This window comes from Paracidovorax konjaci (assembly GCF_900112675.1).
GTDB lineage: Bacteria > Pseudomonadota > Gammaproteobacteria > Burkholderiales > Burkholderiaceae_C > Paracidovorax > Paracidovorax konjaci.
In genome coordinates this window covers 587,227-612,984 of sequence record NZ_FOMQ01000001.1, presented here as the reverse complement: position 1 = coordinate 612,984, position 25,758 = coordinate 587,227, and the positions used below count along the sequence as shown (strand labels likewise).

Below are 25,758 nucleotides of genomic sequence, written 5' to 3'. Positions count from 1 at the left end.
AAAGCACTAGTTCCGAAGAACTTGGCACTCGCCATCAAACGCCCACGCTTATCGGCTGTATATTTTTAAAGATCCCGAAGATCAGATTTCTCTTTTCTTCTTACTCCGCAGCGATCAGCAGAGCCTTGAATTCTAGCAGGCTTTTTAAAAACCTGTCAAACTTTGTGGTTATTCGCTTTTCTCAACCATCGCAACTTTCGTCGCAACCGCCTCAACCAGCGAAGCCTTGAATCATACACTAGTTTTTACCACCAGCGCAACTCTCAGCAATCTTTCTTCAACCACCCCCACCACAGAGAACCACCGCGCCTTCGTCTCCTCCAGCACTCTCAGCAATTCCTCGTAGCGAAGCCCGCTAGTATACACACGAACCCATGACTGTCAGGAAATTTCTAGTTCTTTCCACTAAGAGTGGCTAACACGACCATTCGAAGAAACACGAGCAGATGACGGCGGCAACCAGCGTGAGCAGCGCCCGATGAACGTCGAGCCCGCGCTCAAAGCGTATGCGCAGCCTGCCTAAGCCGGCAAACCACGCATGCGTTCTCTCCACCACCCAGCGATGCTTGGCCCAAGCGCTTGCTGCTTTCGATCCTTAGCTGCTGGTAATGCCATGGCTGCATAGATGCGCCCGGCATCTCGCGCAGTCGTAGCCGTTGTCGGCATGCAGCGTCGATGACCAGCGGCGCGGCTTGCCGCTCAGTCTCCTGACCGCCGGGAGTGCATCGCTGCACTTCTCGAACATGATGGAGTCGTGCCGATAGGCTCCACTCGCCAGCACCACCAAGGGAATGACTTGGGCGTCTACGACAATATGCTGCTTGCTCCCGAGCTTTCCGTAGTCCGTGGGGCTGGGACATGTTTCTTGACCCCCTTGGGCTTGGCACTGATGAGCCATCAATGCTGGCTCGGCTCCAATCAATCTGGTCGCGCTCGCGTAGACGCACCAGCATGGCCTGATGCAGTTTGTCCCACACACACCTGCAGCATTCCAGTCCCGCAAGCGTCGCCAGCAGGTCATGCCTCAACCCAGCGATCGAGGGAGGTCTTCCCAAGCAATGCCCGTGTGCAGCACGAACAAGATGCCGTTGAGGGCTGCTTTATCGCTGACCTTGAGGCTGCGTGGACCACCTTTGGAAGAAGGGCGAAGATCGGGATCAGTGGCTGGAGCTGTCTCCACAGCTCTTTGCCAGCAGGGCGTCTGGACATAAACCATCAAGCCTACCCAATGGAATGGACGCCCCTGCTTTACCGGAGCACAGTGGTCGCTCTGCCGCGAAGGTGGCTCAGCCCTCGTGAACTAGCCCCCCTGAATCTGCGGACACGCCCCATCGCTTATCTTCGAGATAGGCGTAGGACTGTGCATATGACTAGGCATACAGAGACGATTGAGCAACCGTCTTGGTTGTCAAGCGCTATGCAAAGTCGAATCCCATATCGAGCCATGTTTGGCTATGGCGTTGAGCATCGTCAGCAGCTTGCGCATTCAGGCGACGAGGGCGACCTTCTTGCGCTTGCCGGTAGCCAGCAGGCGCTCGTAGCAGGCCTCGAGCGCCGGGTTGTAGCGGTGGCCATGTACAAGGTCCTGCGCACGTCGGAGCACCCTCCCCAGATGCAGCGCTGTCCACGCATCTGGCCGGAGTCGCGATTCAAGGGAGCCACGCCCACCAGCGCGGCGATGCGGCGCCGATCAAGCTTGCCCAGTTCGGGCAATTCGGCCAGCAACACGGCCACGCTGGCAGCTCCTATGCCTGGAACGCTGGTCAGCGCCTGGGCCAACTGGGCGTGACGGCGCTGCACATGCGCGGCCACCTCGGCCTCGCTGTCTCCGAGTTCCTGCTTGAGGAATTCGATGACCCGTTCGATGTTCGGGCGTGCGGCCACATGTGCCAAGCGCAAGCGCTGGTGTTCGGCCGTCAGCATCTGCACCAGTTGGCGTCGGCGCAGCACCAGAGCCTGGAGTTTCTGCAGCTCGGCGTGGGCCAGCGGCTTGACGAAGCGTTCGCGCTCAGGGGTGCGGGTGCAGCACACGGGCCAAAGCCGCCAGCATGCGCGCATCCAGCGCGTCGGTCTTGGCCAGAGCGCCCATCGCACGGGCAAAGTCGCGCGCCGTGCGAGGGTTGACCACGGCCACTGCCAGGCCCGCGGCCTGCAGCGCACAGGCTGCCTCGAACTCATAGCCGCCGGTGGCTTTCAAGACCTCCAGCGCAGGCGCCAAAGCCGATGCCTGGCTGGCCAGTTGTTCGATGCCCCCCCGCGTCGTTGGCAAGCTGCCAGGTCTTGGCATGCGCGCTGCTGGCAACCTCCAGCGTCTGACTGGAGACGTCAAATCGCTAAAAACAGAGTCGAACCCGTCCTCTCACTCCCGTCCTTGTCTATACGAACTTCAAGTTCCTACAACCGTTCGGGCTGCAGAGAAGGACGGTTCGGCTCAGGCGCCCAGTGCTCAGTTGCGGGCTTCAAACATCACAGAGGCCGCTCGGGCTACCCGAGCCGGTCCGAGGCTTAAAGATACAAGGCCATCACCCTAGACCAGCGCAGGCTGCGCTGGTCGTTTGCCGAAAAGGCAGCCTTGGTTCGCAAGACGTATGAGCCGGGCATGAGCGTCTCGCTTGTGGGCCGCTAGGAGCGCGTGTCGGCGAGCTTGATATTCACTTGGCGGCGACTGGATTGCGAAGGCGCGGTAGTAGCCATGAGCGCTGGCGAAGCGGTTGTGCCGGCTTCGGAGTTGGCCGCCGCTCGCGCCGAGATCGCCAAGCTGCACTGCGGCGCCATATTGCCGAGCTGCCCAGCCATGGCTAGCGCCGCGCCGGCGCGCTGCTCAATCGAGAACGACGTTCGCAAGGTCAACAGGTGCTGAACCATAAGCGCATCTACCGGGCTATGGCGCAGCATCGATTGCTGTTGCCCAAGCGATGGCATTCGAGCCGCATCCACGATGATTAGGTCAGTATGCCGATGAACAACATGCGCTGGTGCTCTGACGGCTTTGAGATCAAGTGTCAGACCGGGGTCAGGACAGTCCGATTAAAGTGTAGTACTTGGAGTGCGCTTAACCGAGGGGACCTTGGCCAGCGAATTCCATCAGAGACCGTGAAGGGGTGCTGCTGCAAAAGTCCGGATATACGCGTGCAATTTTGATCTTTATGGCATCACGAACTAAAGGCTTGGCAAACCGGGGCGTCCACCTATGCTCCAACCATGTTCTTGGCAAGTCGTGTTAGGCACTTTAAGAGCCAAAACATAGACTGCAGCATGAGCAAGCGCAGTGAATACTGAGACAACGTGGCCATGGAGAACTCGACGCAGAAGACCGAGCCCTGCGCTCGCACGGCCTACTTTAAAAGGATCAGGCCAAGGCAGATGTCTTTGATTACATCAAGTAATTCTATAACCCGTTTGGGGAACGCTCACTGAACTACTTGCCCAGCTCAATTATAGGAAAGACATCATCTAAAGGGGCTACGCGAGCCTGAAGGACGCCCTTTTTAGCGCTTAGGCGCACGCTGCCTCGCCTTATACGAGGTACTACCTGAACCCCATCGTCCAAGCAGCCTTAGTGGAATTTACGGAAATAAATTTTCAAATAAGATCAGTGCAGTATTGTGGATGAATTTATATTCATATGCAACCAGCATTACACCGTCCATTTTTCAAGAAGTTTTTTTGGACTTGTATGATCGTAGCCTTCGAACGGCTGATGAATCCAAGGATTAGTTGGAAGAAACTCAACAAAATAATCAGGCGAGAAGGCAGAAATCGCCTTAACCCATAGAACTGCGCTGCGCAGCTCTGTTATTGGGGGGTAATTGTTTCTAAGCAATGAAATTACCGCCTTCAAAGTGTGGCCCGAATCAGCCAGATCATCAACGAGCAAGACCCGACCAGCAATTTCCCCTTTCGGTGTAGTAATAAACCGCGCAATATCCAAATGCCCTTGCACCGTTCCTGCTTCAGCTCTATAAGAACTGGTGGACATAATTGCCAATGGCTTTCCAAAAATTCTACTCAAAATATCGCCAGGCCTTAAGCCACCCCTAGCCAAGCAAAGAATCGTATCAAATTCCCAGCCAGATTGATAAATTTTCAGCGCCAATTTTTCAATCGCGCCATGATACTCATCATAACTTACATAAAGATGCGCACCATCTTCGGTCAACATTTTAATACCGCCATCAGTTGAATTATTTAATATATTATCAATGCGTACCGTACGGATCTTTTATCATAATTGTATGATCTCGATCGGGGCTGGTAGAAACCATTGCAATAGGTACGCCGGCAATTTCAGCAATACGCTCTAGGTATCGTCGCGCGTTGGCAGGCAACGCGGCATAATCCGTTACACCAACGGTGGATTCATGCCAGCCGGGCATCGCCTCATAAAGAGGTTTACAGCGGGAAATTTCTTCAGCCCCCAGAGGAAGCAAATCGATATATTCTCCATCAAGCTCATATGCAGTGCAAAGCTGAAGCTCCTCAATCCCATCTAAAACATCTAGCTTAGTGATACAAAGACCAGTCAATCCATTCACTTGAGCACTTCGCTTAAGTAATGCAGCATCAAACCAACCACATCGGCGACTTCTACCGGTCGTCACACCCTTTTCAGCCCCTACAGTACTCATATGGTATCCAGGCGTGCCGGGCACCTCCCAATCAAGCTCGGTGGGGAAGGGCCCGCCCCCAACACGGGTGCAATATGCCTTGGTTATCCCAAGAATATAATGAAGCAAGTTAGGCCCTACTCCCGCACCTGCGGAAGCATTACCTGCAACGCAATTGCTAGAAGTAACATATGGATAGGTGCCATGATCCACATCTAACAATGTACCTTGAGCGCCCTCAAAAAGCAGATTAGCACCAGCCCCATGGGCTGCGTTTAGTTCTTTTGAAACATCTGCAACCATTGGCCTCAATTTCTCTGCATGCAGCATTGCCTCTTGATACACCACATCGAATTGAATTTCTCCATTAGACATATATGGCGTCAGCACCTCACCAAAGTCAAGAGACTTAGAATTTAAGAAAGTTGTGAGATTGTGATTATGCAGCATCAACAACTCTTTGAGCTTTGCGGCAAAACGTTCTGGGTGGTTTAGATCTTGTACGCGGATGGCACGTCTAGCAATTTTGTCCTCATATGCCGGGCCTATACCCCTCCCAGTGGTTCCAATCTTTTCCCCCCCAGTGTGCTCACGGGCCATTTCCCGGGCCACATCCAAAGCAACATGAAAAGGCAAAATTAGGGGGCACGCCTCACTCACCCTCAATCGAGACTTCACCTCAATGCCAGCTTTTTCCAACCCTTCTATCTCTTGAAAAAGTTTTCCAACAGAAAGAACCACGCCATTGCCAATATAACATTTGACGCCTTCTCGCATAATTCCGCTGGGGATTAGGTGCAACGCTGTTTTTACCCCATTAATAACGAGCGTATGTCCAGCATTATGCCCCCCCTGAAAACGCACCACACCTTGAGCGCTTTCGGTCAACCAATCTACTAACTTACCCTTACCCTCATCTCCCCACTGAGTACCGACAACAACAACATTACGCCCTTTGATATTTTCCATATTTAACCTATTAATTACTTTAAAGAGCTTGAATAGCCCAGCCATCTTTTTCTCTGATCAGTGCACGATCAAAACAGAACTCCTGCACGTCGTCCTCATGACCAGGCAACAAGCACACAACATTTTCTCCAGCAGCGCGCAGCGAAGAGATCATTTCACGCAGTTTACTGCAACTATTCCAAGGAGCTTTTATAGCTGGTTTTGGAGCGCGACCAACATCAGAATTAACCAGTTGCTTTATATCCAAACTAAAACCAACCGCAGGTCGCACCCTCCCGAAAGCCGCCCCTACTTCATCGTATCGCCCACCACGCACCAACGCATCCGTCCACCCTTTAGCATACAAAGTGAATCTCGTACCGCTATAGTACGAATAGCCCCGCATATCTGAAAAATCAAAAGACACAGCATGTTCTTTCAATTGCGCCGCAATGGATCTTAAATTCTCCAGTACATCCATCGTCCCATCAAAAGGGATTAAAGCCTTCTGGATATCGTTAAAAACCAACTCGCCCCCATAAGAATGCAAGATTGCCAGCAATGCCTCTCTGACAGGGGCAGCCAACCCTGCAGATGCTGCGATTAACTCAGAGGCATTTTTTCTTGCCAATGCTCCATAAATATTATTATTAACTGATGGCTCTGCAGCCGCAGATTTGACAATCGACTGAACGATACGCACGTCTGTTAGATCAACACTGATATCCCCTATGCCTGCAGATTTTAGACAATCTAAAGCCAACATGAGAGATTCCAGATCCGCTTCTATTCCAGAGTGCCCATATATTTCCGCTCCAAATTGCAAGGGCTCTCTACTAGCACGGGGACGATCCGGGCGCGTATGAACTACAGGACCACAATAGCAAAGCCGAGTCACTCCCGATCGATTCAGTAAGTGAGCATCTATGCGTGCCACCTGTTGAGTTATATCTGCTCGAAGCCCCAAAGATCTACCAGACAGCTGATCAATCAATTTAAAGGTCTGAAGATCCAATGCTTCCCCTGTGCCGGACAAAAGCGACTCGAGGTGTTCTATCAGTGGAGGCATGACCAACTCGTAACCGTACCTCTCCGCCGTATCGATAAATCCTCTACGCAACTGTTCTATGTGCCGGGCCTCAGAAGGCAAGACATCAGCGATGTGATCCGGAAGAACCCAGGCAGACATAAGAAAGAAACCCGTGCTAAAAGCGTGATTCTACCGGCCTCGACACTCCAACAAGTGTTTGTCTTGGACTGCTTCCGTGCCGATGAGGTAGTGTTAGGCTGCGCCCCCTGGAACGGCGCTCTGAATCTGCGGACACAGTCACCCACCTAAGATAAAAGTTAGGCGTATGACTGTGTTGATGACTGAGACGAAGATGGAGAGCGCACTGGAGGCAGTCCGTCCCGAGCGGCGCCGACGCTGGTCGCTGCAGGACTAGCTGCAGATGGTGCGTGAGCTATGAGTTGGAACTCGGTGTCAATGGTGGCCCGGCGCCATGCGGTGAACCCGAACCAGCTGTTCCAGTGGCGCGAGCTGCACCAGGCAGGCACCCTGTCGGCCGTCTCCGCAGCCGAAGCCCTGGTACCCGCCTCCGAGCTGGCCAAGCGCTTCAGGAGATCAAGGCCCTGCATCGGGTGTTCGGCAAGAAGACGCTGGAGAAGGGGATCCTGAAGGAAGCGGTTGAATAGGCCAAACAAAGAACTGGATTGCGTGCTCTCCCTTGCTTCCGAAGGACGACAGATGAAGCCTATCTGTGACGTCCTCGGCAGAGCGCGCTCGACGCGAGCAATCGGCGCTGGTGTTCCGATGGCTTCGAGTTTCGATGCGAAAAAGCGAGCCGGTGCGTGCCACGTTCGCGCTGGACTGCTGTGATCGCGAGGCCATGACTTAGGCGGCAACTACCGGAGCGCAGACCGGCGACATCGTGCGTGACGTTATGCTGGCGGCGGTGGAGCACCGGTTTGGCATTCACTGCCCCGGAAGCCGATCGAATGGCCGACCGACAACGGTGCGCCCTACATCGCCTCCCACACGCATGCCTTCGCGTTGGATATCGGCCTGGAGCCACTGATGACGCCGGTATGCTGGCCTCAGCGCAACGGCATTGCCGAATCGTTCGTCACGACGATGAAGCGCGACTATATCGCTTCATGCTCAAGCTGGATGCGCGCACAGCCGTGCACAGCCTCGGACTCGCCTTCGAACACTACAACGGGCACCATCCGCGTAGCGTCCTGAGTACCGCTCCCGCGTGAGTTCCGGCAGCAAAGAGATTCTATAAGCCAAGGGTGATTCGGTGTCTGCAGATACGGAGTGCAGTCCATCGACAAAGCGCAAGGCGGATCAGCAGCTTGAGAGTCTTTCAAATAGCCTAAGTAACACTCCAAAACCTCAGGCCCAGCAACTCAACAATAGCACGGTAAAGGCGCAGGCCACTTTCATCAAGGATTGTTGCGATCGATGTGGAATGGTGGGCTTGATCAAGTATTTGACTAGCCAGTCAGTGCCCCGAAATGCTCATCGCAACCGTAAAGCGCCGCTCGGCAATGTAAAAGCAATCAGGCACGCCATGCACCCCAGCATTCAATTCCTTGCAGGGCTCGAAGCTGCCCCACGAAAGTTTTTAAAAAAATCAGTCGCCGATGGATCAACAATCACGACGTCACTCTTCTTACTCATGCTGGATTTATACGCCTCCAAACTTCGATAAAACTGAGCAAACTGAGGATCCCTTCCAAATGCTTCCGCATAAACACGTGCTGCTTCCGCATCACCCTCACCCTTAATCTTTTGTGCATCCCGGTACGCGTTGGCAATGGTTATTTCTCTTTGGCGATCGGCATCGGCACGGATTTTTTCACCTTCTGCCGCACCAGTCGAGCGCAACTCATTCGCTACGCGTTTACGCTCAGCCTCCATTCGCCTGTACACCGACTCAGTGATGGCTTCAACGTAATCAACCCGTGTGATGCGAACATCTACCACGTCCACGCCCCACGGCTTTGAACCTTTAACTACTTCAAGCACTTCTCGCTTAACGTCAGACATCAATGCATCACGTTTTAGAGAGAGGAGTTCTTTTACAGTCCTACGATTCACCTCTTCTTGAAAAGCGTTTCGCACAACGCGATTTAACTGCAAGGCACCAGAATTCTCATCCAATCCGACATTTCTAATATATTCAGACGGATCCGAAATTCTCCAGCGAACATACCAATCAATAACAACACGTTGCTTCTCAGCCGTCAGCATAGATTCAGTATCCGTGCTGTCAAGCGTAAGCAAACGCTTATCGATATATCTCACATTTTGAAATGGTGGAGGCAACTTAAAGTTCAAACCAGGCTCAGTAATAACCTCCTTGATCTGACCCAACTGATAAACAACACCGAACTGACGCTGATCTACAACGAACAATACCGAGCTCAGCAATGCAAGAACAATCAGCAGGGAAGATAAAATAAATCCAACTTTATTCATAAACTTCCCTCTCTTATCGAACTTCGCGATCTCGAGTACGACTCGTGTCGCGTGCTCGTGGGTCTACCGAAAATGGTTGCGCAACGCCGGAAGAGGCGGATGCAGGGGCCGTAGGAACAACCTCTGGTGCAGCAGCAATGCCGCCTTGAGCTACATTCTGCATAATCTTATCCAACGGAAGGTACAGCAAGTTTGAACCTTGCCGAGAATCGATCAAGACCTTAGTGACGTTCGAATAGATTTGCTGCATGGCCTCAATATACATACGATCACGTGTAACCTGAGGTGCTTTTTGATACTCAGAAAGTACCGAAGCAAAACGCTGCGCATCCCCTTGCGCTTGCGCCACAATCCGAGCCTTATACGCAGCGGCCTCCTCAGTCAATCTGGAGGCGGAGCCAACTGCGCGCGGCACTACATCATTGGCATAGGCTTGAGCCTCGTTTTTTGCCCGCTCTCGCTCTTGCCCTGCTTTTAAAACATCGTCAAAAGCAGCTTGAACTTGCTCGGGTGGTCTTACCCCGCCCTGCTGCAAATTAATTCCCACGACTTCTACACCCACTTTGTAGCGATCAAGTATCGTTTGCATCAGGGCGCGCACACGCGGCGCGATTTGATCACGCTCTTCTGCAAGAGCGGTGTCCATTCGCATCTTTCCCACAATTTCTCTAACAGCTGTTTCTGCAGCCTGAACCACTGCGTCAGCGGGATTGCGGCTTTCAAAAAGCCAAGCCCGCGCATCGCTCAACCGGTATTGCACAGCGAACTTGATTTCTACTATGTTCTCATCCTCGGTAAGCATGGCTGATTCACGTAGGCCCGTGCTTTTGATAACACTATCCCTACCAACGTCAGCTGAGCGTATCTGAGTTACGAATACGAGTTCATGACGTTGAATAGGATAAGGAAGTCGCCAATTAAACCCAGCATTGACGGTGCTTTTGTATCTACCGAACTGAGTAATAACGGCCTGCTGCCCCTCCTGCACTATAAAAAAACCAGAACCGAGCCAAATCAATAACGCCACGGCGGCAATCAACCCCACGCCTATTCCTGTGTTTTTCATGTCTGGTTGAAAACCTCCAGGAGTTCCATTTGATGGCCCCTTTCCTCCTCCATTACGCCCCCCGAAGAGCCCTGCCAGCTTCCGATTGAGATCTCGCCACAGCTCATCAAGATCTGGGGGCTGACTTTGGGACTCATTTCCCCGCCCGCCAGAGGGCTTAGCGGACTGATCAGGATCAGGGCGACTAGTACCGTCTGCCTTATCGTCACCACGACCCCAACGCGGATCATTCAAGTTGAATACTCCCTGCAAACGTTCAGGCAAAAACGCCCAACGCCGGGCTTTGAAAGGATGATTCATGCGATAGATCTCTTTTTCGCGAAAAAATGGACTCCCGACATTGTGCCTACTAGGTCCTAATATCGTGGGAATTCAAGTTCAGCACTAAGGGGTTTTCCAAAGCTTTCCTAGCATACGTCGCGGCGAGTGCCAATTGCTCTCGCAGGCCAGACAATCCGGTGCCATTACGTGCGCTGACTGATAATCGCACCCATTGCTGCCCATCCCGTTCATAGGTTTCCCGTAAGCTATTTGGATATTGGTCAATAGGTACGAGGTCCAGCTTATTGAAGACCAGGATCTGATCTATATGGTCAGCCCCGATTTCTTTTAAGACCTTTTCTACCTCAGCCATCTGCTCCGGAAAGGTTGGATTAGACGCATCTACCACATGCAGAAGCAGATCTGCATCAACTGCCTCTTGTAAAGTTGCCTGGAACGCATCCACCAATCCATGGGGGATGTCCCGGATAAAACCTACGGTGTCGGAGAGGGAGGCCATTCCTCCGGATTCACCTAAATAGAGTTGGCGCGTTGTAGTATCCAGCGTGGCAAACAGCTGATCGGCCGCATAAGTCCTAGCTTTAACCAAAGCATTAAACAACGTGGACTTGCCCGAGTTCGTGTATCCCACCAGCGAAATGTTGAAGGTATGCTTGCGTTCGCGTTGGCGCCGCTGAGTTAAGCGTTGACGTTTGACTTTTTGAAGTCGTTCTTTAGTTCGCTTGATGGAATCGCTAATCATCCGGCGATCCAACTCGATCTGGGTTTCGCCCGGCCCCCCTCGAGTTCCAATTCCTCCTCGTTGACGCTCCAAGTGAGACCAACGGCGAACTAATCGGGTACTGAGGTATTGCAAGCGCGCCAGATCAACTTGCAATTTTCCCTCGTGACTCCGAGCTCGTTGCGCAAATATTTCCAATATGAGCAACGTTCGGTCATTTACCGGCAACTGAAGATGGCGCTCAAGATTCCGTTGTTGCGCGGGACTAAGCGATTGGTCAAAGAGAACCTCTGCCGCACCATGCAACTGAGCAAGGGTGAGAATTTCATCGGCTTTTCCGCTGCCTACAAAAAGTGCCGCGTCGGGCGCCTTTCTTTTACAAGTCAGCCGAGCAACCGGGGACAGGCCAGCGGTTTCCGCAAGCAATCCAAGCTCATCCAGAGCCGCATCAAAATTTGGAAGGCCAAAATCCACCCCCACCAAAATGACGGGAGTGGAACGTTTGTCGAAATCTTCGAAAGAACTCAAGGCCGCGTCAGGCACAGCGTTGGTGCCACCCGGATGAATCTACACAAGTCTTAATTGCCAAGATCAGCGTCCGTTGATTCAACTGTTGAAAAATTAACAGCTCGCCCTGGAACTATGGTAGAGATAGCATGTTTATAGACCATCTGCGTCACAGTGTTTCGCAACAGAACTACGTACTGATCGAAAGATTCGATCTGTCCTTGCAGCTTGATGCCATTCACAAGGTAGATGGATACAGGCACATGCTCACGGCGCAGTGCGTTGAGGAAGGGATCTTGAAGAAGTTGGCCTTTGTTGCTCACGATATTCTCCGTGTTCAGGAATATTGTTGTAAAGCTGCACCTTACCACAGCCTTTAGTCAAGTTCGACAATGCAGGGAATTCATGAGGCATTGACCTACGGCTCAGCACCATCGGCAAAGGGGTTGCGCGAGGTCTTCATTTCAATACGTAAGGGAGTTCCGACAAGGTCGAACTCCTTGCGGAACCGGCCCTCGAGGAAACGTTTGTATGCATCCGTGACGTGCTCCAATGAATTGCCGTGCACAACAATCACAGGAGGATTCATCCCTCCTTGGTGGGCATATCTCATCTTCGGCCGAAACATTCCTGCACGTTTAGGCGCCTGGAACTGAACCGCCTCCAAAAGTAGGCGGGTAAGCACAGGAGTCGGCATCTTGCACGTTGCGGCCTTGTGAGCTTGAACTATGGAGGTCCATAGAGGACCAAGTCCTTGCCTCTTTTTAGCTGAAATGAAATGCAAAGATGCGAATTTGAGGAAAGACAGGCGTGTCTCTATAGACCGTTCAAGCAGTTGTCGTCCGTACTCATCTATGGCATCCCACTTGTTCACCGCGAGCACCACAGCTCGCCCGCTCTCAAGAATGTATCCAGCAATATGCGCGTCCTGGTCCGTCACGCCTTGAGTCGCGTCAAGCAGGAGCAGTACCACGTTAGCGGACTCGATAGCCTGGAGAGTTTTCACCACCGAGAACTTCTCAATGGCTTCAAACACCTTCCCCTTGCGGCGTAAGCCTGCCGTATCTATGAGTTCAAACCGCTGACCATTCCGCTCAAACGGAACAGAGATAGCGTCACGAGTGGTGCCCGGCATGTCAAAAGCGACCAACCGCTCTTCACCCAACCATGTGTTGATCAAGGTGGACTTGCCGACATTGGGCCTGCCAGCGACAGCCAACCTCACTGACTTGTCAGCCTGTACCGATTCATCTTCGGGTTCGGGCAGTTGCAGGCACTCGAGAGCCGCTTCTAGCAGACCCCGTATGCCTTGACCGTGAGCGGCCGACACAGGATAGATTTCACCCAGACCCAATTCGTAAAATTCCGCGAGTTGAGCCCCCTCCTGCATGCCTTCGGCCTTGTTCCCAACGAGAAGGCATGGCTTGCCCAACCGCCTCAAATAATTAGCTATGTCATGGTCTTGCGCAGACAGGCCCGCACGGGCATCAACCACGAAGATGACCACATCGGATTCCGCGACTGCCTGTTGAGTCTGCTTGGCCATCTCGCGATAAATGCCGGACGAAGCGTCAGGCTCGAAGCCACCAGTGTCGATGACGATGTATTCGTGCTTCCCAAGCCTGCCGTTACCGTAATGTCGATCTCTGGTAAGTCCTGCGAAATCGGCAACGATCGCATCGCGTGACTTCGTAAGTCGATTGAACAAGGTGGACTTCCCCACATTCGGGCGTCCTACCAAAGCGATGACTGGCTTCATGCCCAAACTTCCCTGCTTGACTTACTGCTGCTCATTCAGGCCGAAATCCGTAAATTCCGCCGTTGCGAGTCACTACCACCAACGTGTCTCCCACTGCTACGGGTGCAGTGGCCACACCCGAACTATCGGTCATCAACCTGTTAAGAAACGAGCCGTCATCACGCGACAGCAGGTGGACGAGCCCTGAGTCATCACCCACAACGACTGACCGCCCCAACAGCAACGGCGCCGTAAGCTTGCGATACCGCAACTTGTCGACTGTCCACACCTGCGCGCCATCGGCACGATTCCAGGCAATGACCGTACCGTTGCTTTCTGTGCCGAACAGCAGCGACCCATCCCCGTGGATGCCTTCAACTCCATTGGCTGGATGCGTCCACGCCACAGCCCCACGCGCTGTATTAACGCAGCCGACCGTAGCCAGGTAAGCACGAGCACAGATGCTGTCGCCGTCACGACTGGCGCGCCCCAGCAATTCAACCAAGCGTTCTACGTCATTGGTCCCCCGAGGACTCGCCAACGGGGCTTCCCAGCGCACAGTTCCGTTGTCGGGATTAAATCCAACCATCCTTCCCGACATACCGGCTATCAGCGTATCTCCCGCAGTGGTAAGCAATCCCTGCTGCCTCAACACGAGCGGCTCTCCAGGACGCTGCTGATTCCAAAGACGCATTCCATTCGCAGCGTCATACGCGGAAAGAGATCGATCGGCGGCCAGCACAAATATTCGATTACCGGCAACAAGAGGAGCTGTGTAAGCTTGTGCAGACAAGGGCTTCCGCCATATCTCGCGACCACCGGCATACACAGCCAAATGATTGGACTGCGTCACGACGGCCGTCCACTTGCCATCGCTTCCCACGCCGGCTGACAACGGTTCTCCGACCGTGGAACGCCAGATATCGCCACCTGTACGGGCATCAATCGCGGCAATTGCTCCAGCACCGGACGCCAGAGTCACCACGTTGCCGTTCACATGGACATCCAAAGGAAGGCGATCAATCTCACCAATCTTCGAGGCCCACGCCTGCCGTACACCGATCACTGGAACCACGGCGCCCAACTCCGCAGGCTTGGGTTTTGCTGGTCCACCCCAGAGCGAACAACCGCCAAGCAATACGGCAGTAGCAACCAACACCGTGACGCGCATTCGGCAACCAAAGAAAAAACGCCCATCCCCAGATGAAAAAATCTGCGACTTCACTTTACGGTCTCCGTGCCGGCATTCGACAAAACGCCCAGACTACCAAGTTTCACCTCGACCAGACGCCTGTATTCAGTTCCATCTTCAAGCCGTTGATAGGCCTTCTGATATTCGTTCACCGCTTCTGCCTTTTTCCCCTGCAAAACCAGAACGTCCCCCTTGCGGTCTGCGACCATGGCATCGAATTGCGCGGGGAACTTACCGGAAAGGCGAGACAATGCCTCGTCGTAGGCTTTCTGATCAATCAGTACGCCAGCGAGGCGAAGGGCTGCAACCGCCTTGTACCCATCATCCGAAGCATTGTCTGCCAGCCACTGCAAAACCGGCTTGGCCGCCTCCGCATTTCCGGAGTCCATCATTGCTTTCGCGGTCAGCAGCCCGGCTTGTGCGGCCTGCACGGTGCCGCCATACCGAGACTTGAGGTCATCAAAAACCTGCGTGGCGCGCGAGGGGTCGGACCCTAGCGCAGCAGCTTGCACCGCATCCGTCAATGCGGCAGCTTGCCCTGCCTGTCGGTTTTGCCAGTACTGGTAGCCATTCCATGCAGCGATGCCACCGAAAATTATGACCAATACTCCACTGATCAATGTTCCCCAGGCATTCCAGAAATGCTTGAGTTGGTCTATCTGCTCTTGTTCTTCGAGGTCGAGGTGTTTTGCCATGGATGGTTCGGGACGGAATTAGCGGGAGGATTGTAGGGTGGGGGCCCAAACAGAAATTTCGTCGAGGCGATGCTCCACTTGCGCCGCCCCCGCGTCTCGCAGTGGCTTCAAGGTGACTGCTCCCTTCGCCAGTTCATCGGACCCGAAGATCAACGCATAGGTAGCGCCACTGGAATCTGCACGCTTGAATTGAGACTTGAAGCTGCCTTGGCCATCTGAGCCTGCAGCGTGCATCTGGACGCGCACACCCATTTCGCGCAACAGCAGCAAAGTACGCAACACGACAGGAGCAGCTGCGGCGTCAGGCACCACGGCATAAACGTCCGGTACGTTTTCAGGAATAGGTACACCTTGTTCCTTCAACAATTCCAGAATACGCTCTACACCGATGGCCCACCCTACAGCAGGAGCAGGCTTTCCTCCCACCTGAGCGATCAGGTGATCGTATCGACCACCAGCGCACACAGTCCCTTGCGCTCCCAGCCGATCAGTGACGAATTCAAATACGGATAGGTTGTAGTAATCAAGACCGCGTACGAGCCGATGATTGATCGTGTACTCGACTCCATTGGCATCCAAGATAGCCTGAAGTCCGCGAAAATGCGCCAGTGATTCCTCTCCCAGGAAGCTCATCAACTGTGGAGCTGACTCCACCACCGCTTTCATCGCAGGATTTTTCGTATCCAGAATGCGGAGCGGGTTGGTGTAGAGGCGGCGCTTGGCGTCTTCGTCTAGAGCATCTAGGTGTTGCTCGAAGTGTGCAATCAGTTCTTGCCGATGTTTAGCGCGCTCAGAGGGTTGCCCAAGGCTATTGATCTCAAGACGAACGCCTGTCAATCCTATGGATTTCCAAAGGGCATTGGCCATCAGGATCAACTCTGCGTCCACATCAGGGCCTGCGAATCCCAAAGCCTCTGCACCTATCTGATGAAACTGCCGGAAGCGCCCTCTTTGTGGTTTCTCCCTGCGAAACATGGGCCCGATGTACCAAAGGCGCTTTGGGCCGTCATACAGCATGTTGTGCTCAATGGCAGCACGCACCACGCCCGCAGTATTTTCTGGCCGCAAGGCCAGATGGTCGTTGTCTCCATATTTGTCCGAACGGTCTTGGAAGGAATACATTTCCTTTTCCACGATGTCGGTCACCTCGCCAATGCCCCGCACGAATAACGCAGAATGTTCAAGGATGGGAGTACGCATATTTCGATATGCGTATTCGCCCATCAATGTCCGCACTTTGTGCTCCAGCCATTCCCAACGGGCTGAATCGGGCGGCATGATGTCATTCATGCCTTTGACCGCGGTCAGTTTGACAGGCTTGGAGGGGAGCTGCGGGCTGGCAGAAGAAGTACTTGCAGGCATAAGACTGAAGGGGCGATAAAAGCCCCAAATACGGCACGATCGACATCCGATAGGGATGCCATGTCAATACACAAAAAGAATCAGACTGCTTCGACAGAGTTGCCGAAGCGACGTGAAATATATTCTTCAACCACCTGCTGGAAATCGCGGGCAATGTCCTCCCCTCGCAAGGTCATTGCCTTCTCGCCGTCGATGAAAACCGGCGCGGATGGCGCTTCACCAGTTCCTGGAAGGCTGATTCCGATATCCGCATGCTTGCTCTCGCCGGGGCCATTCACGATACAGCCCATCACGGCTACCTTAATCTTCTCCACGCCGGGATAGCGAATTCGCCAAACCGGCATCTGCGAGCGAAGAAAATCGTCGATCTGCTTGGCAAGTTCTTGGAACGTGGTGCTGGTTGTCCGCCCACAGCCCGGGCACGCTGTGACACTAGGCACGAAGGTTCTCAGACCCAAAGCTTGCAGTATTTCTGAAGCCACGACCACTTCCTGGGTCCGTGCCTCACCGGGCTGCGGGGTCAGCGAGACACGGATCGTGTCACCAATCCCCTCCTGTAGCAGCACTGACAATGCGGCCGCGGAAGCCACCGTGCCCTTCGTGCCCATACCGGCTTCCGTAAGGCCTAGATGCAACGCGTAGTCACAACGCTGTGCCAGCGCACGGTACACAGAGATGAGGTCCTGCACGCCACTGACTTTGCAGGACAAAATAATCTGATTGCCATCGAGACCCATCGCTTCGGCACGCTGAGCCGATTCGATCGCAGACGTGATCAGAGCCTCATACATGACTTGGCGGGCATCCCATGGCACTGAACGGCGACTGTTGACATCCATCAGGCTTGCCAGCAATTCTTGGTCAAGGCTACCCCAATTCACACCGATGCGGACTGCCTTGTCCCAACGGGCGGCCGCTTCAATCATCTGACCAAACTGCCGATCCCGCTTATCCCCTTTGCCTACATTTCCTGGGTTGATACGGTATTTCGACAGGGCTTGGGCACAGTCAGGAAATTCAGTCAGCAGGCGGTGGCCGTTGTAGTGGAAATCACCCACCAGAGGAACTGTTTCCCCCATGCGGTCGAGTTGCTCTCGTATGTATGGGACCGCTGCTGCTGCCTCAGGAGTATTGACAGTTATCCGCACAAATTCGGACCCCGCCTGCGCCAACTCTTTGACTTGGATAGCAGTTGCGATTGCGTCAACGGTATCCGTATTCGTCATGGACTGCACACGCACCGGCGCATCGCCTCCGACGGTCACCACCCTATCACCCCACACCACGCGCGCCTGGCGTGACCGCCGCGGCTGCGCAAAAGCCATGGCAACAGGATTATCCGCTTCGATAGAGGTATGCAACACTATTTCACCTCGAACCGCGCAACGTTCTCGCGCGCTATGGCTTTGAGATCCATCGGTTTGCCCCGCACTGATACTTCAGTCGCATCCGCCTTACCGATGACCACAGTCCACGGAGGAGTTCCCGGAACGGTGACTGTCTCCCCGTTTGTCAGAACCCGCTGGAATACGGTGCCCGACGTAGAACTGCGGACCTGAACCCAGGACTCACCCCGCGCTCGAATCACCAGGGGATTGTGATCCACTGCAACAGCCTCGGATCCCGCCACCGCAGCCGGCGAAGCAATGGAAGCTGCCGCAGCCAATGCCGGAGCTATCGAAGGAACTGACCGAGCGCTACTGATTGCCTCCAAAGGCAATGCCGAGGCAGGTTCAGAGGCTGCGACAGCCGCGGTACCAGCGACGTCTGTTGAAATACTGGCTTGTGAACGCTCTGGAACAGGCTCACTGATCACCGTATTCGATGAAGGATTCGAAAGCCGCTCCAGCCAGTCTCTCGGAACAAAAATAAGAGCAACCGCAGCAACCAGCAGCACCAACACCGTTGCGACAACCTTGCGAGATCCTGAGGTGGAGGACGACGAGGCAAGCTTCGTTGCTCCAGGCTTGAATGATGCGTTGATACCGTCGTGCGAAGACAGGCGCGGCGTAGGGTTTTGCGGGAGCAATGCAAGAACCTGGGTCGGATCGATCTTGAGCGTGCGGCATACGCTGGATGCCAGGGCACGCACAAATACCGCATCCGGAAATACTTCAAGGTGCCCAGATTCGAGCGACTCCAGCTTGTGCACGGGCACTTTGAGGGCAACCGCCAATGCGGCAACATGCATGCCTGCCTGCTCTCGGCCCTGGCGCAGGATTTCGCCTGCCCTAACAGCATCGGCTAACGCCCGGTCCATCTCTGCGCTCATAGGTTGCGATTCTTGCGCCACCGGCTCACTCATTGAATGCCCCTCGGTCGAATGCGAGTACCTCTTTGGAATCGGGGAAACGCTTGTGCAGTTGCTCGCCCAATTGCCGCATTCCTGCAGCATTGCCCAAAGCTCGCTCTATCTTGATACCGAGCCAGAGCGACTCTGCGTTCGCCAATTCACTGTTGTTGAGGCGCCGACTGTAGAACTGGGCGCGTTGGGCATCTCCCCGACGAAATGCCATCGATGCGAGGTTGTAGCCCACGACAGGATTGCCGGCATCCAATTCATATGCCTTGGCCAGTGTCTTCTCTGCGTCGGCCACTTGGCCCGCCCGCTCTTGGCACAACCCCTGTGTCATGAGCGTTTTAGCTCGGGCTGTGTAAGCCGGAACAGCCAAAGCGCGTTCGAAATATTGGTTGGCTTCAGCATAGTTTTGCTGTTGGCATCGCAGCCAGCCAAAGTTGTGCAGCAAATACGGCTCGGAGGGGCTACTGGTCAACGCACGCCGAAAATTCTCATCCGCAGCAGCCAAGTCCCCCAGCCTCATGTGTACGAGACCACGCAAGTTGTAGGCGTCGCCAAACGAAGGATCGGTTGCAATGGCCTGTCTGACTTCATCAAGCGCAACGGAAGTCTGCCCCATCTCTAGATAGTTGGCGGCCAACTCCAAGCGGATACGCGCTCGACGCCGCAGATCGGCAGCTTCGGATGATGGATCGGCCTCGGGGTTCACAGCTGAAGTGCCTGCACCCGACCCAGGTGAGGTCGCGCATCCACCCAGAATCACGGCCAAACACAATGCACCGCCTGCCATGAAAGCACAGCGACTGGCGTACCACCAAAGCGAGCGAGGTTCCGTCATCTAAGCCTCCAGAGGGGCGGCCTAAGCCACCGGTTTGAGCACGATGGTGCGCTGCCTGGCCATGCGCTCGACAGCCCTCGTTCGGTCTTTGACATCGCCCGCCAGCTGTCCACATGCCGCATCAATGTCATCGCCGCGTGTTTTTCGCACCGTCGTAACGATACCCGCATCACTGAGCAATTTTGCGAAAACCGTGACCTGCTGGGCACTGGACCTGTGCAATCCGGAGGCTGGAAACGGATTGAAAGGAATAAGGTTGAACTTGCAACGGACACCCCCGGCTCCCGAGGGCTGCACAAGCTCGATGAGTTGCCTGGCATGCTCCGGCTGGTCGTTGACTCCGTCAAGCATGCAGTACTCAAACGTGATGAAGTCCCGCGGGGCATGCTCGAGATAACGAGCACATGCACCGATCAATTCGCTCAGGGGATATTTACGATTGAGCGGGACAAGTTGATCTCGCAAAGCGTCGTTGGGAGCATGCAGGGACACCGCCAAAGCGACGGCACAATCCTGCGACAGCCGGTCCATCATTGGAACGACACCTGAGGTGGATACCGTCAACCGCCTGCGCGAGAGGCCGTACCCATGGTCGTCAAGCATGGTGCGCAGGGCAGGCACCAGTGCAGAGTAGTTCTGCAGCGGTTCACCCATGCCCATCATGACCACGTTGGAAATCACCCGGTCCTGGCGTCCCAAACGAACACGCAGCGTGTGCTCAGCAAACCATAGCTGGGCGACGATCTCGCCACTGGTGAGATTGCGGCTGAAACCCTGATGCCCCGTAGAACAAAAACGGCACCCCACCGCACAACCGGCCTGGGATGAAATGCACAGCGTGCCGCGGTCATCTTCAGGAATGAACACGGATTCCACCGCATTGCCATCCCCTACATCAAAAAGCCACTTGATCGTGCCATCGGACGAAACATGCTCGCTGATGACTGGAAGGGCCGCCACATGGGCACAGCCTCCCAGCTTTTCGCGCAGCGACTTTGCCAAATCGCTCATTTGGGCAAAGTCGCTGGCGCCTCGCTGATGGATCCAGCGAAACAGCTGAGTCGCACGAAAGCGCTTCTCCCCGAGTTGCTCGCAAAACGCAGCAAGCCCGTCCAGATCGAAGTCGAGGAGATTGGTGGTCATGGGGGCGAAGATGCTTGTGCCGAGGCAGGCAAGCGACGAAAGAGCTCCAGCACCGCTTGCAGCAAAGGCTTAGCGAGCGTAGATATTCAGGCCAGCGAAGAAGAAAGAAACTTCGCCCTGGGCCGTTTCAGGGGCATCCGAGCCGTGCACGGCATTGGCATCGATGCTATCGGCGAAGTCAGCGCGAATGGTGCCAGGAGCAGCCTTCTTAGGGTCCGTAGCGCCCATCAGTTCACGGTTCTTCAGGATGGCGTTTTCGCCTTCGAGCACCTGGATCATCACGGGACCGGAGATCATGAAATCCACCAGGTCCTTGAAGAAGGGGCGCTCTTTGTGGACTGCGTAGAACTGTTCGGCTTCCTGGCGCGAAAGGTGGGCCATGCGAGCTGCAACGACCTTCAGACCGGCGGCTTCAAAGCGGGCGTAGATCTGGCCGATCACGTTCTTGGCCACTGCGTCAGGCTTGATGATGGAAAGAGTGCGTTCGATAGCCATGGTGTTTTCCTTAATGATGAGAAAGATTTTTGCCAGATAGACAAAGCCCTCGATTCTAATCGGCGGCCTTATCCACAATGTGGCAAGGCAGTGTCATCGGCTTCCACGCCGATTGGCGCCATTGCGTTTCTGTTTTTGCTTCTGCTCTTGCCGGTGGCGCGAAAGGCTGTCGCCGCCGATGTAGCCCACCGATGTCTTCATTGGGTCCGGCTGACCAGAGGGCGCAGGTCGCTGGCCTCGGCCGACCGGAGCCGATGCACCGAACTCCTTGCCGCCACGTTGTGGCGTGCCCCCAGGAGAACGCCTACCCTGGCCAGAGCCCTGATTTCCACGCGCGTTACCTCCTCTGCGGTCTGCTGCAGGCACAGCGGCGGCTGGGCGCGGCATGTCAGCACCTGCTGCCTGCACCAATGCGCGGATATCTCGCTCGTCCAGTTCCAACCAAGCGCCACGCTTGAGCCCGCGCGGCAACATCATGGAACCATAACGAATGCGAATGAGACGGCTGACGGCGTGCCCTACCGCCTCGAACATGCGCCGGACTTCGCGATTTCGCCCTTCCGAGATGGTGATGCGATACCAGCAATTAGAACCCTCACCGCCACCATCCTCGATGGAACCGAACGCCGCCATTCCATCGTCGAGCTGGACGCCATCCAGAAGTCGCTGCTTTTCTTCCTTGTTCAATGCACCCAGAACCCGCACAGCATATTCCCGCTCCAAGCCGAATCGGGGATGCATGAGGTTGTTCGCCAATTCACCGGCACTGGTGAAAAGCAGCAGCCCTTCCGTATTCAGGTCAAGCCGCCCCACCGACTGCCATTTTCCATGCATGAGGCGAGGCAGTTTCCTGAACACTGTGGGCCTGTTCTGCGGATCGTCGTGTGTGACGACCTCCCCCACAGGCTTGTGGTAAGCGATGACACGCGCCGGCGGCGGATCAATCCGGTAGCGGATCGGACGGCCATTGACCTTGACCTGATCCCCGAATTGCACGCGCTGGCCGATGTGGGCTGGTTCGTTATTGACGGAGATGCGCCCCTCCAGGATGAGCTGCTCCATTTCCAGCCGAGACCCAAGGCCTGCTTGCGCCAGAACCTTGTGCAATTTCGGCATCTCCACCTGCGGAGGCAATACCCGCTTGGCAGGGGCAACATCGGCACGTTCTTCGTCAGCGTCCAACTGCCCGGAAATCACATCATCGAAACGATAGCCGTCGCCTGCACCGAGGGATTGCGGCGCCTTGGGTTTGCCCGATCTGGAAGAAGCAGGGTTTTGGGGCGCAGCCGGCGCATCGACTGCCATCGGGCCGCTTCCTCCGGCACTATTTTCTTGAGCAGACGCAGCGCCTTGCTCCTGAACCGGCCTGGCTGAGCCCGACGAGCGGGCAGGCGACGTCACCGGCTCATTGCCACCTGCCGCACTTTTACGGGCAGGGCGCCGCGCCGACTTTTTCTCCGGAAGAGAGTCTCCGGTTTCAGCGGCGGAGTCGGGCAGAATGTTGGCGTTGTCTGGCGAGGATGCGTTCATGGCGTGCTTTCGGGAGGGTCCGACGGTTCGGAGCGAAGATGCCCAGACTCGCCATCGGCATTCGTCAAATGGTTTCTGGAGGCATCGAGCGCCTCCTCGATTGCGGGGGGGCGGCAGCCTGCCCTTCCCCCGCTGATGTTTCTTCGGCTGGGCTCTCCGCTCCTGCAGCCTGGAGATTGTTTTCTTGCACCGTCACTTTTTCCAGGGCTTCGAGTACCCCCGCCTGCATGGCAGGGCTCTCGAGCAAAGGCAGCTCATCAAGAGACTTCAGTCCTAGATCGTCCAGGAACTGACGCGTCGTAGCAAACAAGGCAGGACGACCGACGGTTTCCCGATGTCCGATTACCTCCACCCAGCCACGGTCCTCAAGTTGCTTGAGGATCAGGCTGTTGACGGTGACCCCACGGATCTCTTCAATGTCCCCGCGGGTGACAGGTTGCCGATACGCGATGATCGCCAGCGTTTCAAGCGTTGCCCGGGTGTAGCGCGGGGGCTTCTCGGGGTGGAGCCGATCCAGATATTCGCGCATTTCAGGCCTGCTCTGGAAACGCCATCCCGAAGCCACCTGGACAAGCTCCACGCCCCGCGATGCCCATTCCTGCTGCAAGTCGAGCAGCAATTGCTTGACCGTGTCAGACCCCAACGCGTCGTTGAAGAGCGTCCGCAATTCCCGCAGAGTCGCAGGTTGCGGCGCACAAATCAGCGCAGTTTCGAGGACCCGTTTGGCATCCACCGTGTTCATGGTTCAACGATTGAGGAGATGGGTCGGCGTCGCCGAGCGGCGGCAGACACGTGGGAGCAAGGCATGAAGCATGCGGCCGGAAGCGGCGAGGCGCTGATCAGGGATGCGCTACATACAGAGGGACCAGAGATGGTCAACGGCCGGCAGGCCGAATTCAGCGCGGATTGTAGCGTAGCCCCCAAATATCGAGGGCTCCGGCCATATCCTCCGGCAGGGGGGAATGGAAGACCATGTCCTGTGCAGTAACCGGATGCCTGAATGCCAACCGGCACGCGTGCAGTGCTTGCCGAGACATTCCTGCAGCGGGCTCTCCTCCATAGAGGACATCCGCGACGAGCGGATGTCGCAGCCATGCCATGTGCACCCGGATCTGGTGCGTGCGACCGGTATGCAAAGTGCAATGGACCAGGCTACCTCCATCGCAGGCATCCAGCACCGCAATGTCCGTGCGTGCCGGCTTGCCAGCCTGGTGTGACAGATCCACCGCCGCCATGCGCAGGCGGTTGCGCGGATCGCGGCCGATGGCTTCGGTCACGACCCGGTGGGCCGCCCCTTCCCAGCGGCGCAAAGCCAGGGCCAGATACTGCCGGCTGACTTCACGCGCCGCAATCATCCGGACCAGGGCATCCATCACCGCACGCTCGCGTGCCACGACCATCAGGCCACTGGTGTCCTTGTCGAGTCGATGGACAATGCCCGCGCGGGGAACGGCAGACGCTCGCGGATCCCGAGCCAGGAGCCCGTTGAGCAATGTGCCGCTCCAGTTGCCAGGTGCAGGATGGACCACCAGCCCGGCGGGCTTGTTGACGACCAGCAAATGGTCATCCTCATGCACGATGTCGAGCGCCATGTCCTCAGGCCGGAATGCCTGGCTCTGAGGGGTCGGCTTGAGTTCGACGGCCAGTGCATCACCGATGTGCACGCGCGCTGCAGGCTTGGTCGCCACGCGCCCGTTGACGAGCACCCCGCCTTCACCCAAAAGCTGCTGGAGATAGCTCCGGGAGAACTCGGGCACCAGCTCGGCCAGCGCCTTGTCCAGCCGGATGCCGTGCTGTGCGCGAGCTACCTCGACCGACCGCGTCTCTGCATGGTCCAGCCCCTCGACCTCGGCAGCATCCTCCGCAGCCATGGCATCGGATGCGGCTGCGGCTGTGGCATCTGCCCCGGCTTCGACGGAACGAGGATCTTGCGCGCTCAACGGGCAGGCAGGTAGCGGGCCGGATCCACGGGCTTGCCCTGGCGGCGAATTTCGAAGTGCAGCTTCACGCGGTCGGTATCGGAGCTGCCCATCTCGGCGATTTTCTGGCCGCGGCGCACGGACTGGTCCTCCTTGACCAGCAGCGTCTGGTTATGGGCATACGCCGTCAGGTAAGTGTTGTTGTGCTTCAGGATCACCAGATTCCCGTAGCCGCGCAGGCCGGCGCCCGCATAAACGACACGACCATCAGCGGCCGCCAGCACCGGGTCGCCGGACTTGCCAGAAATGTCGTACCCCTTGTTGCGGGATTCGTCGAAACCGGCGATCAGGGAGCCCGACGACGGCCAGATGAACGCCATGTCGTCATCTCCCCCCGAAGTGGCAGGCGCAGGCGCAGGAGCCGGGGCCGGTGCAGGGGCAGCCGCGACGGACGCCGCCGACATACCGCTGCGCGGCGCGCTCGCGGCGCCTGCAGGCGCCGGGGTCAGCGTGGTGGAAGTCACGGGGCGCGTGACGACGCCGGTGTCGGAAGCCACCTGCGCCGGCGGGGTACTGCCGGGAGGAGCCACACGCAGTACCTGGCCAACCTCGATCAGGTTGGGGTTGTCCAGGTTGTTCCAGCGGGCCAGGTCTTTCCAGCTCTGGCCGGACTCCAGCCCGATCCGGATCAGGGTGTCCCCAGGCTTCACGCTGTAATAACCAGGTTTGCCGGCATTTTCTGCCCCGGGCAGGGGCTTTACGGGAGCGCCGACGACCACTCCGGCCTGCGGGGACGTCGGAGAGGACGACGAGGCGGCAGTGCCGCGATCCTCCACCGGAGCCCTGTTGACCCGGGTTCCGCAGCCGGCCAGTACCAGGACCGCCAGCGCCACCGAACTCCAAGCCACAAGACCACGCGATACCAACAT

At 55.9% G+C, this 25,758-nt stretch carries 21 protein-coding genes and 4 pseudogenes; 3 read left to right on the top strand and 22 right to left on the bottom strand.

Going from position 1 to position 25,758, the window contains the following annotated elements; translation table 11 throughout:
• The coding region (locus tag BM144_RS23295) for a hypothetical protein (RefSeq protein WP_217644315.1) at positions 1-230 on the top strand (230 nt) is incomplete at its 5' end.
• Between the two features lie 185 nt (positions 231-415).
• Here the strand turns inward: BM144_RS23295 and BM144_RS02645 are convergent.
• Together BM144_RS02645 and BM144_RS23760 are read right to left on the bottom strand one after the other, a co-directional pair.
• Positions 416-1,209: pseudogene (locus tag BM144_RS02645) on the bottom strand (IS5 family transposase).
• A gap of 199 nt (positions 1,210-1,408) precedes the next feature.
• A pseudogene (locus BM144_RS23760) lies at positions 1,409-2,309 on the bottom strand (IS110 family transposase).
• Between the two features lie 212 nt (positions 2,310-2,521).
• Between BM144_RS23760 and BM144_RS23350 the strand changes: the two are divergent.
• Positions 2,522-3,012 (top strand): annotated as a pseudogene (locus tag BM144_RS23350) (transposase); the annotation flags it as partial.
• A gap of 625 nt (positions 3,013-3,637) precedes the next feature.
• Here BM144_RS23350 and BM144_RS02630 read toward each other — a convergent pair.
• The 3 genes from BM144_RS02630 to BM144_RS02620 are packed head-to-tail and all read right to left on the bottom strand — an operon-like array spanning position 3,638 to position 6,744.
• Positions 3,638-4,162, bottom strand: coding sequence for a phosphoribosyltransferase (locus tag BM144_RS02630; protein ID WP_092949476.1), 525 nt, complete (start codon positions 4,160-4,162; stop codon positions 3,638-3,640).
• 37 nt (positions 4,163-4,199) lie between these two features.
• The gene (locus tag BM144_RS02625; RefSeq protein ID WP_092949474.1) at positions 4,200-5,576 is read right to left on the bottom strand and encodes an adenylosuccinate synthase; all 1,377 of its coding nucleotides are present in this window, start codon (positions 5,574-5,576) and stop codon (positions 4,200-4,202) included.
• 19 nt (positions 5,577-5,595) lie between these two features.
• On the bottom strand, positions 5,596-6,744 hold the full coding sequence (locus BM144_RS02620; RefSeq protein ID WP_092949472.1) for an ATP phosphoribosyltransferase regulatory subunit: 1,149 nt from the start codon (positions 6,742-6,744) through the stop codon (positions 5,596-5,598).
• Between the two features lie 262 nt (positions 6,745-7,006).
• On the opposite strand from BM144_RS02620, the pseudogene BM144_RS02615 reads away from it, so the two are divergent.
• Positions 7,007-7,854 (top strand): annotated as a pseudogene (locus BM144_RS02615) (DDE-type integrase/transposase/recombinase).
• 291 nt (positions 7,855-8,145) lie between these two features.
• Here the strand turns inward: BM144_RS02615 and hflC are convergent.
• The 17 genes from hflC to BM144_RS02530 all read right to left on the bottom strand — a co-directional run bounded on the left by hflC (position 8,146) and on the right by BM144_RS02530 (position 25,758).
• Entirely contained in the window at positions 8,146-9,042 is an 897-nt protein-coding gene (hflC, locus tag BM144_RS02610) for a protease modulator HflC (protein WP_092949470.1), read from the bottom strand.
• A gap of 13 nt (positions 9,043-9,055) precedes the next feature.
• Complete coding sequence (gene hflK, locus BM144_RS02605; RefSeq protein ID WP_092949468.1) at positions 9,056-10,408, bottom strand: FtsH protease activity modulator HflK; 1,353 nt, start codon at positions 10,406-10,408, stop codon at positions 9,056-9,058.
• A 49-nt stretch (positions 10,409-10,457) separates the two neighbouring features.
• Positions 10,458-11,639 carry a GTPase HflX gene (gene hflX / locus BM144_RS02600; RefSeq protein WP_139225618.1) on the bottom strand — a complete coding sequence of 394 codons (1,182 nt, stop codon included), beginning with the start codon at positions 11,637-11,639 and terminating at the stop codon, positions 10,458-10,460.
• Positions 11,640-11,689: 50 nt separating this feature from the next.
• Positions 11,690-11,941 carry an RNA chaperone Hfq gene (hfq, locus tag BM144_RS02595; RefSeq protein WP_092949578.1) on the bottom strand — a complete coding sequence of 84 codons (252 nt, stop codon included), beginning with the start codon at positions 11,939-11,941 and terminating at the stop codon, positions 11,690-11,692.
• 95 nt (positions 11,942-12,036) lie between these two features.
• Positions 12,037-13,377, bottom strand: coding sequence for a ribosome biogenesis GTPase Der (gene der, locus BM144_RS02590; protein ID WP_092949466.1), 1,341 nt, complete (start codon positions 13,375-13,377; stop codon positions 12,037-12,039).
• A 31-nt stretch (positions 13,378-13,408) separates the two neighbouring features.
• Positions 13,409-14,527, bottom strand: a complete 1,119-nt coding sequence (gene bamB, locus BM144_RS02585) for an outer membrane protein assembly factor BamB (RefSeq protein ID WP_092949464.1) — start codon at positions 14,525-14,527, stop codon at positions 13,409-13,411.
• A gap of 50 nt (positions 14,528-14,577) precedes the next feature.
• Entirely contained in the window at positions 14,578-15,243 is a 666-nt protein-coding gene (locus tag BM144_RS02580; protein WP_092949462.1) for a YfgM family protein, read from the bottom strand.
• Positions 15,244-15,261: 18 nt separating this feature from the next.
• The gene (gene hisS, locus BM144_RS02575) at positions 15,262-16,605 is read right to left on the bottom strand and encodes a histidine--tRNA ligase (RefSeq protein WP_092949460.1); all 1,344 of its coding nucleotides are present in this window, start codon (positions 16,603-16,605) and stop codon (positions 15,262-15,264) included.
• 80 nt (positions 16,606-16,685) lie between these two features.
• Positions 16,686-17,930: a flavodoxin-dependent (E)-4-hydroxy-3-methylbut-2-enyl-diphosphate synthase gene (gene ispG / locus BM144_RS02570; protein WP_175525926.1), complete on the bottom strand. Its 1,245-nt coding sequence runs from the start codon at positions 17,928-17,930 to the stop codon at positions 16,686-16,688.
• Between the two features lie 38 nt (positions 17,931-17,968).
• Positions 17,969-18,877 (bottom strand): helix-turn-helix domain-containing protein, encoded by a 909-nt coding sequence (locus BM144_RS02565; protein WP_245783490.1) that lies wholly within the window; start codon positions 18,875-18,877, stop codon positions 17,969-17,971.
• Positions 18,878-18,902: 25 nt separating this feature from the next.
• Positions 18,903-19,742 carry a type IV pilus biogenesis/stability protein PilW gene (gene pilW / locus BM144_RS02560; RefSeq protein WP_092949454.1) on the bottom strand — a complete coding sequence of 280 codons (840 nt, stop codon included), beginning with the start codon at positions 19,740-19,742 and terminating at the stop codon, positions 18,903-18,905.
• Positions 19,743-19,763: 21 nt separating this feature from the next.
• Positions 19,764-20,885, bottom strand: coding sequence for a dual-specificity RNA methyltransferase RlmN (gene rlmN / locus BM144_RS02555; RefSeq protein WP_092949452.1), 1,122 nt, complete (start codon positions 20,883-20,885; stop codon positions 19,764-19,766).
• A 69-nt stretch (positions 20,886-20,954) separates the two neighbouring features.
• Positions 20,955-21,380, bottom strand: coding sequence for a nucleoside-diphosphate kinase (ndk, locus tag BM144_RS02550; RefSeq protein ID WP_092949450.1), 426 nt, complete (start codon positions 21,378-21,380; stop codon positions 20,955-20,957).
• Positions 21,381-21,473: 93 nt separating this feature from the next.
• The gene (locus BM144_RS02545) at positions 21,474-22,910 is read right to left on the bottom strand and encodes a pseudouridine synthase (RefSeq protein WP_092949448.1); all 1,437 of its coding nucleotides are present in this window, start codon (positions 22,908-22,910) and stop codon (positions 21,474-21,476) included.
• Between the two features lie 64 nt (positions 22,911-22,974).
• A complete protein-coding gene (gene scpB, locus BM144_RS02540; RefSeq protein ID WP_245783489.1) occupies positions 22,975-23,652 on the bottom strand; it encodes an SMC-Scp complex subunit ScpB in 678 nt (225 codons plus the stop codon).
• Between the two features lie 154 nt (positions 23,653-23,806).
• On the bottom strand, positions 23,807-24,781 hold the full coding sequence (locus BM144_RS02535; protein WP_092949446.1) for an RluA family pseudouridine synthase: 975 nt from the start codon (positions 24,779-24,781) through the stop codon (positions 23,807-23,809).
• A 65-nt stretch (positions 24,782-24,846) separates the two neighbouring features.
• Complete coding sequence (locus BM144_RS02530; RefSeq protein ID WP_092949444.1) at positions 24,847-25,758, bottom strand: peptidoglycan DD-metalloendopeptidase family protein; 912 nt, start codon at positions 25,756-25,758, stop codon at positions 24,847-24,849.